Annotated in this window: 18 protein-coding genes and 1 pseudogene; 8 read left to right on the top strand and 11 right to left on the bottom strand. The window is 62.3% G+C overall.

Annotated features, from left to right (window positions below; translation table 11 throughout):
- Positions 1–3: 3 nt before the first annotated feature.
- The 4 genes from ACYP01_RS14160 to ACYP01_RS14145 are packed head-to-tail and all read right to left on the bottom strand — an operon-like array spanning position 4 to position 3,360.
- A complete protein-coding gene (locus tag ACYP01_RS14160; RefSeq protein WP_459680657.1) occupies positions 4–417 on the bottom strand; it encodes a (R)-mandelonitrile lyase in 414 nt (137 codons plus the stop codon).
- A 29-nt stretch (positions 418–446) separates the two neighbouring features.
- Positions 447–833 carry a DUF2255 family protein gene (locus ACYP01_RS14155; RefSeq protein WP_054825998.1) on the bottom strand — a complete coding sequence of 129 codons (387 nt, stop codon included), beginning with the start codon at positions 831–833 and terminating at the stop codon, positions 447–449.
- Positions 808–2,280, bottom strand: coding sequence for an MFS transporter (locus tag ACYP01_RS14150; RefSeq protein WP_459680654.1), 1,473 nt, complete (start codon positions 2,278–2,280; stop codon positions 808–810). Before ACYP01_RS14150 ends, ACYP01_RS14155 begins: the two co-directional genes overlap by 26 nt.
- Positions 2,281–2,322: 42 nt before the next feature.
- The gene (locus ACYP01_RS14145; RefSeq protein WP_459680652.1) at positions 2,323–3,360 is read right to left on the bottom strand and encodes a zinc-dependent alcohol dehydrogenase family protein; all 1,038 of its coding nucleotides are present in this window, start codon (positions 3,358–3,360) and stop codon (positions 2,323–2,325) included.
- A 167-nt stretch (positions 3,361–3,527) separates the two neighbouring features.
- Between ACYP01_RS14145 and ACYP01_RS14140 the strand changes: the two genes are divergently transcribed.
- Entirely contained in the window at positions 3,528–4,412 is an 885-nt protein-coding gene (locus ACYP01_RS14140; protein WP_007729733.1) for a helix-turn-helix transcriptional regulator, read from the top strand.
- A gap of 27 nt (positions 4,413–4,439) precedes the next feature.
- Here the strand turns inward: ACYP01_RS14140 and ACYP01_RS14135 are convergent, their stop codons facing one another.
- The 5 genes and pseudogenes from ACYP01_RS14135 to ACYP01_RS14115 form a co-directional block, all read right to left on the bottom strand.
- The gene (locus tag ACYP01_RS14135; RefSeq protein ID WP_322001198.1) at positions 4,440–5,582 is read right to left on the bottom strand and encodes a GGDEF domain-containing protein; all 1,143 of its coding nucleotides are present in this window, start codon (positions 5,580–5,582) and stop codon (positions 4,440–4,442) included.
- A gap of 118 nt (positions 5,583–5,700) precedes the next feature.
- Positions 5,701–6,165 (bottom strand): RrF2 family transcriptional regulator, encoded by a 465-nt coding sequence (locus ACYP01_RS14130; protein WP_039973110.1) that lies wholly within the window; start codon positions 6,163–6,165, stop codon positions 5,701–5,703.
- A 62-nt stretch (positions 6,166–6,227) separates the two neighbouring features.
- A pseudogene (locus tag ACYP01_RS14125) lies at positions 6,228–6,978 on the bottom strand (SDR family oxidoreductase).
- 74 nt (positions 6,979–7,052) lie between these two features.
- On the bottom strand, positions 7,053–7,901 hold the full coding sequence (locus ACYP01_RS14120) for an LLM class F420-dependent oxidoreductase (protein WP_030536489.1): 849 nt from the start codon (positions 7,899–7,901) through the stop codon (positions 7,053–7,055).
- 44 nt (positions 7,902–7,945) lie between these two features.
- Positions 7,946–8,266, bottom strand: coding sequence for a GYD domain-containing protein (locus ACYP01_RS14115; RefSeq protein ID WP_007729728.1), 321 nt, complete (start codon positions 8,264–8,266; stop codon positions 7,946–7,948).
- Positions 8,267–8,347: 81 nt separating this feature from the next.
- On the opposite strand from ACYP01_RS14115, the gene ACYP01_RS14110 reads away from it, so the two are divergent.
- The 4 genes from ACYP01_RS14110 to ACYP01_RS14095 all read left to right on the top strand — a co-directional run bounded on the left by ACYP01_RS14110 (position 8,348) and on the right by ACYP01_RS14095 (position 10,459).
- Positions 8,348–8,530 carry a hypothetical protein gene (locus ACYP01_RS14110; protein ID WP_007729726.1) on the top strand — a complete coding sequence of 61 codons (183 nt, stop codon included), beginning with the start codon at positions 8,348–8,350 and terminating at the stop codon, positions 8,528–8,530.
- A 44-nt stretch (positions 8,531–8,574) separates the two neighbouring features.
- Positions 8,575–9,390: a DUF72 domain-containing protein gene (locus ACYP01_RS14105; protein ID WP_030536491.1), complete on the top strand. Its 816-nt coding sequence runs from the start codon at positions 8,575–8,577 to the stop codon at positions 9,388–9,390.
- 70 nt (positions 9,391–9,460) lie between these two features.
- Positions 9,461–9,970 (top strand): hypothetical protein, encoded by a 510-nt coding sequence (locus ACYP01_RS14100; protein WP_003940463.1) that lies wholly within the window; start codon positions 9,461–9,463, stop codon positions 9,968–9,970.
- A 33-nt stretch (positions 9,971–10,003) separates the two neighbouring features.
- Positions 10,004–10,459, top strand: a complete 456-nt coding sequence (locus ACYP01_RS14095) for a PPOX class F420-dependent oxidoreductase (protein ID WP_007729721.1) — start codon at positions 10,004–10,006, stop codon at positions 10,457–10,459.
- Positions 10,460–10,461: 2 nt separating this feature from the next.
- Here ACYP01_RS14095 and ACYP01_RS14090 read toward each other — a convergent pair whose 3' ends face one another.
- Positions 10,462–10,902 carry a winged helix-turn-helix transcriptional regulator gene (locus tag ACYP01_RS14090; RefSeq protein ID WP_459680645.1) on the bottom strand — a complete coding sequence of 147 codons (441 nt, stop codon included), beginning with the start codon at positions 10,900–10,902 and terminating at the stop codon, positions 10,462–10,464.
- A 120-nt stretch (positions 10,903–11,022) separates the two neighbouring features.
- Here ACYP01_RS14090 and ACYP01_RS14085 point away from each other — a divergent pair, with 120 nt between their 5' ends.
- Positions 11,023–11,427, top strand: a complete 405-nt coding sequence (locus ACYP01_RS14085; RefSeq protein ID WP_069145498.1) for a PaaI family thioesterase — start codon at positions 11,023–11,025, stop codon at positions 11,425–11,427.
- A 1-nt stretch (position 11,428) separates the two neighbouring features.
- Here the strand turns inward: ACYP01_RS14085 and ACYP01_RS14080 are convergent, their stop codons facing one another.
- Complete coding sequence (locus ACYP01_RS14080) at positions 11,429–11,944, bottom strand: MarR family winged helix-turn-helix transcriptional regulator (protein WP_003940222.1); 516 nt, start codon at positions 11,942–11,944, stop codon at positions 11,429–11,431.
- Between the two features lie 58 nt (positions 11,945–12,002).
- Between ACYP01_RS14080 and ACYP01_RS14075 the strand changes: the two genes are divergently transcribed.
- Entirely contained in the window at positions 12,003–13,436 is a 1,434-nt protein-coding gene (locus tag ACYP01_RS14075) for an FUSC family protein (protein WP_459680642.1), read from the top strand.
- Positions 13,437–13,494: 58 nt separating this feature from the next.
- Positions 13,495–14,094, top strand: a complete 600-nt coding sequence (locus ACYP01_RS14070; RefSeq protein WP_003940389.1) for a TetR/AcrR family transcriptional regulator — start codon at positions 13,495–13,497, stop codon at positions 14,092–14,094.
- Positions 14,095–14,160: the final 66 nt, after the last annotated feature.

Genomic DNA, 14,160 nt, shown 5'->3' with positions numbered 1-14,160 from the left:
GTCTCAACGACGTTTGGCGCGGGGACCGCCGTATTCCTCATCGGTGACTTTGTCGCCCCATGTAGTTTCGGTGCCTCCGTCGCCGGGTCCTTCCCACAGCGCAAGGTGGGTCATGAAACGGTCGGGTGCTGCGCCGTGCCAGTGTTCCTCTCCTGCCGGGGTGTAGACGGTCTCACCCGGGTGGACTTCGACGATCTCGCCGCCGCGAGCTTGAACCAGCGCGGTACCGGAGACGATGTGGAGGGTCTGTCCGACTGCATGGGAGTGCCAGTCGGTTCGCGCGCACGGTGCAAAGCGAACCATGTTGGCGCGCATCCTCGACGGCTCCTGTCCGGCGTAGATGACGTCCCACCAGACGTCGCCGGTGAACCAGTCGCTGGGTGCTTTGCTGGTGGGCTGGGGCTTCAAGATTTCCATGAGGTCTCCTCGGAATCGAAAGGGGCGGTTCAGTTCTGCGTCAGCGGAACAAGTCGAATGGTGTTGGGTGCGGCGGCGCGGCCGGTGACGGAGCCGACGATCTGCGGGCCGTAGCGGTCGTATTTGGTGTGATAGGCGGAGTCGATCGACGAGTGGGCATCGGGTGCGGCGGACTCGAACGCCACGTCCCGCTCGATTCCTCCTGCTCGGATTCGGCCCGTTCCACTTGCCGTTGCTCGGACGAACCACGGGTTGTCGGTTCCGTAGGCCGAGCGAACGTACAGTTGGTTGTCGGTGCGGACAACCCAAATCGTGACGTACGGCCTTGCGGTTCCGTCTCGGCGGTACGAGGAGATCTGCAACTCCTCGGCGTCGCCGATCTTGGTCAGTTCAGCCTCGGTCCACGAGTGCGACATCTCGGCTTCCTTTCTCCTGGTCGAATTGCTTTGCGGTACTTCGCGTTCTCGTAGCCGGGACGATCAGTGCGAGGACGATGACGAGACAGGCGGCGAGCAGGGCGGCGCCTGCGGTGAGAGCCGTTGATACGTGATCGGTGAGTGCCGTTGTAGCGTCGTCGGCAGAGGATCCGGCGCCCGCGGAGACTGCGACGAGGATGCCGAGTCCGAGAGCACTGCCCAGTTGATGTGCAGTGTTGACCAATCCTGATGCGGCACCGGCATCCTCGGCCTGTACCCCGGAGATGCCGGCAGAAGTCAGTGGGGCGAAAGCCAACCCCTGTCCGGCGCCGATCAAGATCATCGGAAGTGCTATCGCAGTGAGGTACGTGCTGCCGGGATGGACCAGACTGAGCCACGCCATCCCGGCCAGGGTGACGGCAATGCCAACCGACAGAATTGCGGAATTTCCGAATCGCGGTGTCAGTCGCGGAATAAGCATCGCCACAGCAAAATTGACGATCGTCATCGGGAAGAAGGCGATGCCTGCTTGGAACGCGCTGAAGCCCATGACGCCTTGGAGTAGCTGAGTCGTGAAGTAGAAGAATCCGATCATGGCACCCAGATAGAGCATTCGGGCGGCGTACGCCCCGGATCGCTCCCGGCTACGGAACAACCTCAGTGGCATGATCGGCTGCTCCGCTCTCGCTTCGTTGAGGAAGAGCAAGGTCAGTAGTATCGCCCCGGCCGCCAGTGTCGCAACGGTGATCGGTGAGGTCCACCCCGCTTCGGCCGAGTTGACGGTGCCGAAGACGAGCGCGGTCATCCCGAGTGTGGCGAGAACAGCGCCGGCCACATCGAAACGTCCGGAGTTGGGCTCGGTTTCCGGAATGAACCGGGGAGCGAGAGCGATCATCGCGATACCGATCGGAACGTTGATGAAAAAGCCTGCGCGCCAAGACACCCAGTCGGCAAGGGCGCCGCCGATCACGAGTCCGAGGCTGGCGCCTATTCCCGCAGCAGCGCCGTACCAGGCAACAGCGCGCGTTCGCTCCGGGCCGGGCGGGAAGCTGGCGGTCAGCAGTGACAGCGACGCCGGGGCCACCACTGCGGCTCCGACGCCTTGGAGAGCGCGCGCTGCGATGAGCCACCAACCGTTCGGCGCGACCCCGACGAGAAACGACGCAATCGCGAAAATCGCGAGACCGGCCACGAATACGCGACGACGGCCGAAGATGTCCCCGAGACGAGCACCCAGCAGGAGAAGCCCGCCGAACACCAGGGTGTAGGCGTCCTGGACCCAGGACAGCCCGGTTGCCGAGTAACCCATGCTGCTTTGGATGCTGGGTAGCCCGGTGAAGATGATCGAATTGTCGAGCAGGATCATGAAATAGCTGATCAGAATGATCGCCAGGATCGCGGTGGGATTGATGCGACCGGCAACAGGACGGGTGGCAGTGTGGGTCACGCGCTTCTTCTTCGCAAGTGGTGGACTTTCGCAAGTGGTGGACTACGGGCGGACGAGGACCTTCAACGATTCACGGGAGTCCATGGCTCGGTAGCCTTCCGCTACGTCGTCGAGTCCGACGGTGTGGTCGAAGACCTTGCCCGGCTCGATCTTTCCGTCGAGCACATCCGGCATCAGCTCTTCGATGTACGCGCGCACCGGGGCCGGTCCACCGGTGAGTGTGATGTTGGGTCCGAAGAGTGTCCCGAATCCGATTGGAGCTTCTTCGTATTGGGGTACTCCGACTCGGCTGATGATGCCGCCCGGTCGGACAACTCCGAGCGACTGCTCGTAGGCAGGCATGTGACCTACCGCTTCGAGGACGACATGAGTGCCGTCGCCTCCGGTCAGTTCGCGGACTTTCTCGATGCCCTCGTCTCCACGTTCGGCAACCACGTCGGTGGCTCCGAACTCGAGACCGAGATCCGTGCGGGTCTTGTGGCGCCCCATGAGGATGATGCGCTCGGCGCCGAGGCGTTTGGCGGAGAGCACTGCCATCAGCCCCACGGCTCCATCGCCGATGACCGTGACCGTCGTGCGTTGGTTGACGCCACCCTTGAGCGCCGCGTGATAGCCGGTGCCGAAGACGTCGGAGAGTGTGAGCAGTGACGGTAGGAGTTCGGAATCCTCACCGACCGGCGCCTTGACCAGGGTGCCGTCTGCCAACGGCACTCGGATGGCCTCTGCCTGACCGCCTCCGATCCCGTTTCCGGCCCAGAATCCACCGTGTCGGCAAGACGTCTGCAAGCCTTCGCGGCAGAAGTCGCACGTCCCGTCGGACCAGGCGAAGGGGGCGATGACGAAGTCGCCCTTCTTCAACGTGGACACCTCGCGACCGGTCTCTTCCACCACTCCGACAAATTCGTGGCCCATCGGGGAACCACCGGGCGTGGCCGGCATGTTGTGGTAAGGGTGCAGGTCAGAGCCGCAAACGCACGCCCTGACGACCCGCACGATCGCGTCCGTCGGCTGCTGCAGTGCCGGATCGGGCACGGTCTCGACTCGAACGTCTCCGGCGCCGTACATGATGGTTGCTCGCATGGTGTCCCCTCTTGCTTCTGGTGTCGCGTGCTTCGAAGTCGACGTTTCGGCGTGGACCGGTCGACTGCAATCAGTCAACGCCGCGCCTCGCGGGCGCGGGAGTGTCTGTTGTTCCAGGTAACGGCAGTACCTCCCTCGGTCTTCTCCGCTCGAGTAACGTGAACTGCATGGACAACCGAGCCGAGATCCGCGAATTCCTCAGCTCCCGTCGTGCTCGCATCACACCCGAGCAGGCAGGGCTGCCGGCATACGGCGGAAACCGTCGCGTCAAGGGGTTGCGCCGTGAGGAAGTCGCTCTGCTCGCCGGTGTGAGCATCGACTACTACGTGCGCATGGAACGCGGAAATCTGGCGGGAGCGTCGGACTCGGTGCTCGAAAGCCTTTCCCGAGCATTGCAACTCGACGAAGCCGAAACTGCCCATTTGTACGACCTCGCGAAGGCCGCCAGTGCAGGCGCACCGAGTAGAAAGCGGCCCGCCCCCAAGGGCGTGAGCCCGGCGATTCAGCAGATACTCGACGCCATCACCGACGCGCCGGCGTGGGTACGTAATGCCAGGCACGACATGCTGGCGGCCAATCGTATGGCGCGCGCGTTGTATTCGCCGGTGTTGGCCGATCCACGTAGGCCGGCGAACAACGCCCGGTTCGTGTACCTGGACCCGGCATCGCAGGACTTCTTCGTGGATTGGGAGCGCGCGGCAGACGACATCGCCGCGATGCTCCGCTCGGAAGCGGGGCGCAATCCTCATGACAAGGCGTTGACCGAGCTTATCGGCGAACTTGCCACTCGCAGTGAGGTATTCCGCACCCGATGGGCGAAACACAATGTGCGCTTTCATCGGACGGGATTCAAGAAGGTTCGTCACCCCGTCGTCGGAGACCTGGAGCTGAACTTCGAGGCGATGGAACTGCCGTCCAATCCCGGGCTGACACTGCTGGTCTACACCGCGGCGCCTGGGACGCCCACGGCTGACGCACTCAAACTCTTGGCGAGTTGGGCGGCAACCCAGGATCAGCTGGATCCGGCGAACGACAGCGAAGCGGCGCTCTGAATTCGATCGGCAGGTAATCGTGCCGATTCAGCTCAGATGCGTTACTGCCCAAGCTACCTGGTCTCCACCTCGTCGTTTCGCCCGATACATCGCGTTGTCGGCGTCGGCAAGAATCCGATCGATGGTTCCCGAAGCGTCCGGGATTGTCGAGGACAGCCACACGCTGGCTCCGACGCTCACGGAAATCGACTGCCGGCCGGCGGGCCGCGATATCGAATTGTGAATGTCCACCACGGTTTGTTCGATGCGACGTGGCTCCACGGGCATGAGAATCACGAACTCGTCGCCGCCAGTCCGCGCAACCAGCCCGACCTCTCCGACCACCGAGTTCAGGCGCCGGCCGACTGTCACCAGCATCCGATCACCTTCTGCGTGACCCAGATTGTCGTTGACGCTCTTGAACGAATCGACATCGATCACCACCGCAAGGACTACGTGTCCTTGGAGTTCGCCGACACCGAACAACTGTTGCCAGACATTGTGCAGCCCACGTCGATTCAGGGCAGCGGTGAGTGGATCGCGCCAAGAGTGTCGTGCGTCGTCGGTCAAATACAGGACGAGGAAATGCACGGTCATCGAAGCTGAAGCGATAACACACCCGATGACGAATCCAGTGGACACCGACAGCGAAGAGTCGGTATCCGGATCGGTTACAGCTCGAATTGTCAGTAGCGCAACGACGAACAGCGCGCCGGTGATCTGTGCTGTGACTATTCGAGGGCTGTGGAATACCGACGAATAGTTCGCGACGACCACGAACAGAACGGTGCCGGTCAATGCCAGGAAGCTCGAATGGATTCCGGCGAGAAGTATCAAGGACAAGCAGATATTGGTGAGCGAGACGAAACGAACGGATTGATGGTGACTCGGCCAAGACCGTCCGAGTGACCAGCGAATCATGCAGTAGAGCGCGATCATGCATGCTGCGCCCGCCGCGAGCCGTTCAGGGAGCTCGGTTGCGCCACCCTTCACGAATTGAGCCAGTACGGCGAGTGCCACGAACACAGCGCACCAAAAGGTGACGACCACCCTGGCTGTCCCCAACATCGATCGAGCAGCCAGGAACCTCGGGAACCATTCGCCGTCGTATGCAAGAGACCACCAGCGACTCAACAGTCCAGTTGTTTGACGAATGTTCTGCCCCAACCCCGCAGCGCCACTGACTCCCATGAAACCCCCTCCGAGATCTTGCGAAAATTCCCGGAAGATTCTTCGTCAAGATTTGATCCCCGAACAAGGTACCCGATAGTTGAACGATGGATTGCCGTCTCGTGGGGTGTGGGCTGCTCTAGGGTGTGATCGGTGTGGTCAGGATCTTTCTGAGTGCCGGAAGGTCCAGGGTTGCAGCAAGATCTGCAATAGTGACCCCCGACAGTGATGCGCGCCAGGCTTTTTCGGCGTCGGCCATGACCTTGGCGATTCCGCAGGCGGAACGGCACTGTTCCGGTGGGGCGGCGAGGATTCCTTGCTGTCGAATCTCCGTGCACCGGAACGCAGGTTCGGTGCCGTCAACGGCCTGTACGACGTCGAGAACGGTGATCTTCTCGGGAGCCCGGGTGAGAACGTACCCGCCGTCTCGGCCCTCGGTCGGATTGACCAGACCGGCGTGCGCGAGCGCTCGCAGATGCTTCGCCAGGTATGTCTTCGACACCCCGTGAAGTTCGGCGAGTCTGGCTGTGGGTACCGGCCCCTCGGACTGGCTCAGAACCACGCAGCAGTGGAGTGACCACTCCACGCCTCCGGAAAGCTTCATGATTGGACTCTATCGACGCCGCGGAAAGCGGTGAGGGCCGGACGTCGCTCGAGTTGTCGACGTCAGGCCTTCTCGGCAAGCCACGCGTCGTATGTTGTCGGCGCGATCCATGCATCTGCACCGGGTGTCGGGGTCAGTGCCGAGTTGTCGAGTTTCGCGCCGAAGTAGCCGGCTTCGGGATCGGAGATCACCGAACGCTTGTCGCCGGTGACGAGGAACAAGCGCCGGACCAGTTCGTCGATGCCCAGCGGTTCGGGTCCGGCAATCTCGACCGTGCCGTTTCGCGGCGCGGCGGTCACTACCTCGGCGACGTGGGACACGACGTCTCGAGACGCGATGGGTTGCAGATGTCCCGGCGTTGCGTGGACGGCGCCGTCGGTGGTTCCCGCGTCGGCGATTCCGGCGACGAACTCGAAGAATTGGGTCGATCGGACGATCGTGTAGGGGGGTCGGGCCCGCTTTGACCAGGTCTTCCTGGGCGACCTTGGCTCGCATGTACCCGGAATCGGGCAGTCGATCGGCACCCACGATGGACAGGATGACGTGGTGCCCGACGCCTGCCTTCTCTTCCGCGGCGAGGATGTGGCCGGTTCCGTCGCGGAAGAAGGCCAAGACGTCGTCGTCCGACCACGACGGGGAATTGGTCAGATCCACGACGACGTCGGCACCCTCGACTGCCTCGGCGATACCTGCGCCGGTGGTGATGTCGATCCCGTCGCCGCGACCGAGCGCCTTCACGTCGTGCCCGGCGTCAGCGAGCTTGGCGGCGACCTGGCTTCCGATGAGTCCGCTTCCGAAAATGACGATCTTCATGTTTTCTCCTTTACTCGGATAAGTAGTGTCCAAGTATGCTCGGACACTACTTATCCAAGTCAAGGGTTGTCCGGTCAGTCGAAGAGTTCGGCGGCCAGTGCTTCGTAGGTCGCGATCGGATCACCTTCGGCGGGAAGTGCTTGGATCGCAACGTGATCGGCACCCGCCGCGACATGCTCCCGAAGTCGATCCGCGATGGACTTCGCGGTACCCCGCGCAACCAGGGCGTCGATGACGCGATCGTTCCCCTCGTTGGCCAACTCTTCGGGCGCAAAACCGAGGCGCTCGAGATTGCTCGTGTAGTTGCGCAGATACAGATACGGGTTGGCGACGGCGGGGCGACCGATTGCTCTGGCCTTCTCCGGATCGGTTTCCAGGACAACCTTGTGCTCGGGGGCCAGGATCTTCGAAGGGCCGAGGATTTCGCGAGCTTCGGCCGTGTGTTCGGGGGTGGTCAGGTACGGATGCGCGCCGGCGGCGCGAGCGGCGGACAGTTTCAACACCTTCGGCCCCAGTGCGGCGAGGACGCGCCGCGATTCCGGGACCTGGGCCGCGTCGAGTTCGTCGAGGTACGACACGAGTGAGGCGTACGGCTTGGTGTAGTCGCCGGTAGCCTCCGGATGTCCGACGCCTACGCCGAGCAGGAATCGACCCGGGTGCGCGGCTTCGAGTCGGTGATAGGACTCCGCCACCTCAGCCGCAGGTGAGGACCAGATGTTGACGATTCCGGTTGCCACGGTGATGTGCTCGGTCGCGTCGAGAAGTTTCTCGGCGATCCGTAGATCGGCGCGTGGGGAGCCGCCGATCCAGATGGTGCCGAAACCGAGTTTCTCGATCGCAGTTCCCAGCTCGGGCGGCAAACCAGCCGCTCCTCGCCAGATTCCGTAGGTTCCCAGGTCAGGTGTTTTCGTAGTCTCCGTCACAGCGGGTGCAACTCGGCTGCTGCCGGGATCTATTCCTTCCGTCGTCATTTGCCCGGCGCGCGGTAGTCGGTCGGTCGCTTGACTGCCTCGTCGATCTGCTCCGGCGTGAGCAGTGTGATCGACTCCGAGCGTGCTGCACCTGCCGCAGCCGTGCGAATGCTCAATGCGGCTGCCGCGACGTCGTCCGGCAGGTTGCCGATCACGAACATGTCGTGACCGCCCAGTGCGAAGTGGCAGGATTCGACAGTGCCACCGATGCTTTCGACCATTCGCGTTATCGCGTCGCGCCGCGCAGTGCCTCCCTCCTGCTGTAGACCGGCGGCGCCGGAGGGTGAGTACGTCACTTGCCAGAGGTATTTCGGCATTTCCACTCCTAGCTCGGGATGGGTACTTCGATCGTGTACCCGTAGGGCGCTCGGTGGCAATGGGTAGGGGACAATCACGGCATGGTTGGAACTCCGGTGATCGTGACTATCGTGTCCGTGTGTGTAGGTTTTGTGATCTTCATGCTCGCTGCCAGTGGTGCACGCGGAAAGTGGGACCGTCGCCTCGTGATCGCGTTGTTCGTCGGTGCGGTGGTGTGCCTGACCGTCGTACCGGTATCCGTCGCGCTCAGCGCCGGAGTTTGAAACACGGAGTGCCAAAACGCTCGAGTGCCGCTTAGTCTGAATCGATGGCAGATATTCGGGTAGGTATCTCCGGGTGGACGTATCCCGCGTGGCGCGGAGATTTCTATCCGAAAGGTCTTGCTCACCGCAAAGAATTGTCTTATGCCGCAGAGAGATTGACGTCGATTGAGATCAACGGCTCGTTCTACGCGCTGCAGAAGCCGGAAAGCTACACCAAATGGCGCAGCGAAACTCCCGAAGATTTTGTGTTCGCGATCAAGGGCGGCCGGTACATCACACACATGAAACGGCTGCTCGACGCCCGTGACGGACTCGCCAACTTCTTTGCCGCCGGAACACTCGCCCTCGGCCCCAAGCTCGGGCCGATTCTCTGGCAACTACCTCCGACGCTGCAGTTCGAATCGCAGCGATTGGCCGACTTCTTCGACGGTCTTCCCCGTACCACTCAGGCTGCAGCCGATCTGGCAGCACAGCACGACGACAAACTCACCGAAGACCGAGTGTTCGCCCAGACCGAGAGGGACGTGCCGATTCGTTACGCGGTGGAAGCGCGGCACGCCAGCTTCGAGACCGACGAAGCCGTGGACCTGATGCGCGAGCACTCCATCGGTTTTGTCGTCGCAGACACAGCCGGCAGGTATCCCCGCATCACCACTCCTACTGCCGATTTTGTCTATGTGCGGATGCACGGGGACAAGGAACTGTATGCGAGTGGGTACACCGACGAAGCTCTGGACAAGTGGTCCAAGCGCTTTCGGGATTGGATGGACGAGGGCCTCGACGTGTACGTCTACTTCGACAACGACATGAAAGGCTTTGCGCCGCACAACGCAATGTCCTTGTTGGAGCGACTGCGCTGACGGATCGCCTCTCATGTCGGTGGGATATGGAAGGCTTCCGCATGAACACGAGGACCGAGGAGATACCACGATGACGCCAGAACAGCGGACGCCAGAACAGAGCTGGCCGACGCATTGGCCGAAGGTCGCCCGTGACATCGCCGATGCCACGGCCGACGCACTCGCCGCGGTGCGGGCGGCAAATCGTGACGGACTACTCGTGGCTGTCGAGGAACTGCGCGGGCTCTCGTTCGAGCAGGTCAGCTCGGTTCACGCGGCGATCGTGCGCGAATTGCTCGAGGACACGCATCCGGACGGCTTGTCCAGCGAGGACGTGCAGGATGCGCTCACCGCCTGCGCCAAGTCCACGATCGTGTGGCTGCCGGATCTGGACGTGCAGGCGCTCGCTGCGGTCTACACCGGGGCGCTCGGGATTTCGGATCTGGAAGACGATTCGTTCCGCATCGGGCACGGCGCGTACCTGCGTTCGGCGGTTCTGGTCATCGGGAGTTTGTCGACCGGAGTGAAGAAAGCTCAGAGCGCGTACATTATTCGTGCAATCGACGAAATCGCACGTGCACAGACCATCGAGATGCCCTGAGCGTCAGTTCGTAAATCGAATTAGGCTGAGGTCATGTCCAAGATCGCCAGCGCAGATCGTGTGTCGTTTGCCGAACTCCTCGAGTTCATCAGGCCGCGCCATCGGGCCACGTTCGTCACGGTGAAGAAATCCGGCGAGCTGCAGATCTCTCCGGTGACGTGCGGGGTCGACGACGAGGGTCGGATCGTCATCTCCACGTACCCGGAACGGGCCAAGGCCGCGAATGTCCGCCGCACCCCGGCGGTGTCTCTGTGTATCCACTCCGACGAGTGGAATGGCCCGTACGTCCAGGTGAACGGAACCGCGGAGTTGATCGACCTCCCGGACTCGGTGGAACCGTTGGTCGACTACTACCGATCCATCGCCGGTGATCATCCCGACTGGGACGAGTACCGCGAAGCCATGCGCAAGCAGGGTAAGAGCCTGATCCGCGTCACCGTCGACTCCTGGGGTCCGATCGCAACAGGCGGGTTTCCGCCCGGACGCTGACGTTATCGAGCAGGCGGCGAGAGTTCGACTACATGCGCGTCTTTGGCGGCCAGCGGCTCTTTGCAGTGCGCGCACACAACTTGGGCGTGCAGGATCTCACCGCAACGGTGTTCGACGACGGTTGGCGGCGGACCCGTCGTCGCAAAGGTGTCTCCCCATTCCATGAGTGCGATCAGGATCGGGTAGAGCGCCTTTCCTGATTCGGTGGCGATGTATTCGTAGCGCGGCGGATGTTCTTCGTACCGTCGCTTTGCGAGGACGTTGGCGTCGACAAGGGTGCGTAGACGCGCGGCGAGGATGTCGCGGCTGGCTCCCGTGCCCGCGGCGATCTCGTCGAACCGTCGTTGCCCGAGAACGATTTCTCGGAGCACCAGAAGTGACCACTTTTCGCCGACGACCTCCAAGGCGTTGGCGATGGAGCAGTTACGTCCTTTTGCTGCCATCGTGTCGGTGTCCTTATTGGTTGAAGACGTTAGTTGGGAAATCCAACTTAGCACTTGACGGCACGTATTTCGAGGCGGAAGGTGAGTCGAGAAATCCAACCGAGCAGATGAGGGGTCGACATGACGGAATTGAATCTCGAGGCAGCAAGCGGATTTGTCAGTGCCGCCGGATTGCAACTGGACGAGGTCTCCGGCACCAAGGTTGTCGGGCACATCGATCTGTCCGAGGCACACCACACTCCGTGGGGCGTTGTCCACGGCGGCGTTTACACGACTGCCGTCGAGTCGGCCGCGAGCATCGGGGCGAGTACCGCAGTGGCGGACCGTGGCGAATTTGCCGTCGGAGTGCACAACGGAACGGATTTCCTGCGCGCCCGCACGGGTGGGCGCGTGGACGTCGTAGCTCTCCCGATTCAACAAGGACGGGTTCAGCAGTTGTGGTCGGTGGTCATCACCGATCCGGAATCGGGCAAAGAGGTGGCGCGCGGTCAGGTGCGTTTGCAGAACGTACCGCTGCCGAAGTAGGTCAGTCCCAGATGCCTGAGTCGATGTTGAGTGAGATTCGTTTGAGCAGTGCCGTCAGTTGGGCACGTTCGTCCTCGTCGAGTCCGGTGAGTACTTGACGGTCTCGCTCGACGCGTCGGGGAAACTCTGCCTCGACCAATGCGCGACCGGCATCGGTGAGTTGAAGCAGAACCACTCGTCCGTCGTGTTCGAAGCGCTGACGCTCGACAAAGCCCAGCTTGGCCAGGCGGTCTGCGTGTTTTGTGGTGGCGGCGCCGCTGACCATCGTGACGGCGGTGACCTCGCTCGCCCGCAGGGGACGGTCACTGCGAGCGAGTGCGCTCATCACGTCGAATTCGGCTCGAGAGACCCCGCTGGACGCCAGCGCCCGGTCGAGCTGGTGAAGAGACTGCGCGTTGATGCGGGCGATCCGGCCCATCACCTCGACGGGAGCAGTGTCGAACTCGGGGTAGGCGCGCTTCCATTCGCGACGGACTTTGTCGATGAAGTCGTCTTCGGATCTGTTCGCCGCGCCCATGGCCCCATCTTAGCGACAGATTTCACATTACTTCACAAGTAATTTACTAGTGAAATAAATGTATGCTGGGTGGGTGACCCGAACCGAAACCGCAGCCAGGACGCCCAGCCGTCTCACTCATTCGAGTGAGGCCATTGCACATACCGTCTCAGGGGCGACGTGGCGAGCGGCTTTTCGTATCGGATCCGCGGACGCGACCATCGCCCCGGCGATCAGAGTCGGACTCGCCACCGCCGTAGTCCTCGTGGTCGGTGGACTGCTCGGGCATCGGGAATTGGCCGGCTTCGCGGCCTTGGGCGCGCTGTGTGCCGCGTTCGGCAGGTACGAGCCGTACCCACGGTTGGCCGGCAAGCTGGCAATGGTGGGTGCTGCACTGGTGGTTTCGATTGCCTTCGGCGGCGCCATGGGTGTCGCGGGCGTTCCGATGTGGTTGCAGATCGGCATCCTCTCTTTGCTTGCGGGTGCGTCGTACTGCTTCATGTCGGGCTTCCGGATCACCGGACCAGGGCCCGTCATCCTCGTCTTCGCGGCGACCGGTGCAGCCGGATACGCCTCCAGCGTTGATGATTTGGCGCGGTTGGTCACTGCCGGTGCGCTCGGAGTTCTGGTCGGTTGGGCGGCCGCGATGCTCCCAGCGCTCGTACTGCCGATGGGACCTGCCCGCCTGGCAGTTGCCCGTGCAGTTTCTGCGGTGGGGCGTCTCGAACAGTCCGGCGCAGGCGGAGTGGAACCGGCGCTCGGATCGATTGCCAACGCCCGCTTGGTTATTGCGTCGAGTGGCCGGATCAAGTCGACCGTCGATCACGGACGCGAACTGGTGGCGGTGCTCGACGAAGCGGAAGCGGCAGTTCAGGAGTGGCAGTTGCACGGCGACGCCACCCTGATTCGCAGCATTGCTCGGCACGAGAAGGAGCTTCGGAAGCTCAAGCGTTCCAGCATGATCGAACACGATCTCGCACCGGCAAAGAACCTGGCCGCGCCCGAAGGCTATTTTCTCGAAGGATTGAATCGGCTGTATTCGCGCCCGGTGCGGATGAATGCTCTCCGCATCGTGGCAGCGTCGGCTCTGGCCGGTTCGCTCGCGGCGGGAGCCGGGTTGGAGCATCCGCTCTGGGCGTCGATGGGTGCCATCGCCGCGATGCAGGGGCTGAACTACAAGCAGACCGTCCAGCGTGGGATTCAGCGGTTGGTGGGAAATGTCGGTGGCGCCGTCGTCGCTGCTGCTCTCATCGCATTGACGCTCGGCTACTGGCAAGCGGTTGCCGTGGTCGTGATTCTGCAGACTGCTGCTGAGCTGCTCGTGATCAAGAACTATGCACTGACATCACTGGCCGTCACCCCGATGGCACTGCTCCTCATCGGTTTCAGTGCTCCGATCGGGACCGAAGCGGCAGTGGCTCGCGTCGCGGACACTCTCATCGGCGTGGTGATCGGTGTTGTCGTCGCCGCTGTGACGATCAGTCGATCGGATCGCCACCATGTCACCGTGTAACCGGTACTGCCGTGTTTCCGGTACTGCCGTGTTTCCGGTACTGCGTAGGCTCCTGCAGGTGGAGGACAGCACGCCGATCGACGGCCGGAAACTGCGTTATCAGCATCGCCGTGCCGAATTGCTCGAGCAGGTAACCGCGTACGTCACGGCGAACGGCGTCGGTGAACTGTCCATGCGGCCATTGGCCAAGGATCTGGGGATCAGTCATGCGACACTCATCCATCATTTCGGTTCGAAGGAACAACTGCTCACTGAAGTAGTTGCCACCCTGCGAGACAGCTCTTCTCTCGACATCTCTTCCGGGACCGACATCGTCGAGATGTTGACGAGTTACTGGAATGGGCGCACATCAGCGGAATCGTTGCCGAACTTTCGCTTGATGTTCGAGATCTACGGACAGGCGTTGTTGCATCCGGAGCGGTATCGCGAGTTTCTCGACCATGTGGTGGGGGACTGGTTGGGTGGTTTGGCGGAAGCTGCGCTCGCGCACGGATGTCCACCCGATCGCGCTGATCGCTACGCGACGATCGTGTTGGCGCAGATTCGCGGGTTGACGCTCGATCTGGTGACCACCGGTGACCGCGTCAGAATCGACGCGGCGTTCGCCGAATTCGCGGCCGCGATGGGCGCTCTGGCCAGCTCCTGGAAGGCGATCTGACGCTCCGAATGCCGTGACGCTTCAGGCGATCTGCTCGAACAGGGACACGATGATCCCTTCAGGCCC

The sequence above is a fragment of the Rhodococcus sp. no. 34 genome, assembly GCF_054589475.1.
Note: the sequence above shows the minus strand (reverse complement) of the source record. Positions and strands in the feature narration are given on the sequence as shown.

Bases quoted from the DNA above. Each gene is read 5' to 3' on its own strand.
- ACYP01_RS14160 (WP_459680657.1), bottom strand. From the start codon at position 417: ATGGAAATCTTGAAGCCCCAGCCCACCAGCAAAGCACCCAGCGACTGG.
- ACYP01_RS14155 (WP_054825998.1), bottom strand. From the start codon at position 833: ATGTCGCACTCGTGGACCGAGGCTGAACTGACCAAGATCGGCGACGCC.
- ACYP01_RS14145 (WP_459680652.1), bottom strand. From the start codon at position 3,360: ATGCGAGCAACCATCATGTACGGCGCCGGAGACGTTCGAGTCGAGACC.
- ACYP01_RS14140 (WP_007729733.1), top strand. From the start codon at position 3,528: ATGGACAACCGAGCCGAGATCCGCGAATTCCTCAGCTCCCGTCGTGCT.
- ACYP01_RS14135 (WP_322001198.1), bottom strand. From the start codon at position 5,582: ATGGGAGTCAGTGGCGCTGCGGGGTTGGGGCAGAACATTCGTCAAACA.
- ACYP01_RS14130 (WP_039973110.1), bottom strand. From the start codon at position 6,165: ATGAAGCTTTCCGGAGGCGTGGAGTGGTCACTCCACTGCTGCGTGGTT.
- ACYP01_RS14115 (WP_007729728.1), bottom strand. From the start codon at position 8,266: ATGCCGAAATACCTCTGGCAAGTGACGTACTCACCCTCCGGCGCCGCC.
- ACYP01_RS14110 (WP_007729726.1), top strand. From the start codon at position 8,348: ATGGTTGGAACTCCGGTGATCGTGACTATCGTGTCCGTGTGTGTAGGT.
- ACYP01_RS14105 (WP_030536491.1), top strand. From the start codon at position 8,575: ATGGCAGATATTCGGGTAGGTATCTCCGGGTGGACGTATCCCGCGTGG.
- ACYP01_RS14100 (WP_003940463.1), top strand. From the start codon at position 9,461: ATGACGCCAGAACAGCGGACGCCAGAACAGAGCTGGCCGACGCATTGG.
- ACYP01_RS14095 (WP_007729721.1), top strand. From the start codon at position 10,004: ATGTCCAAGATCGCCAGCGCAGATCGTGTGTCGTTTGCCGAACTCCTC.
- ACYP01_RS14090 (WP_459680645.1), bottom strand. From the start codon at position 10,902: ATGGCAGCAAAAGGACGTAACTGCTCCATCGCCAACGCCTTGGAGGTC.
- ACYP01_RS14085 (WP_069145498.1), top strand. From the start codon at position 11,023: ATGACGGAATTGAATCTCGAGGCAGCAAGCGGATTTGTCAGTGCCGCC.
- ACYP01_RS14080 (WP_003940222.1), bottom strand. From the start codon at position 11,944: ATGGGCGCGGCGAACAGATCCGAAGACGACTTCATCGACAAAGTCCGT.
- ACYP01_RS14075 (WP_459680642.1), top strand. From the start codon at position 12,003: ATGTATGCTGGGTGGGTGACCCGAACCGAAACCGCAGCCAGGACGCCC.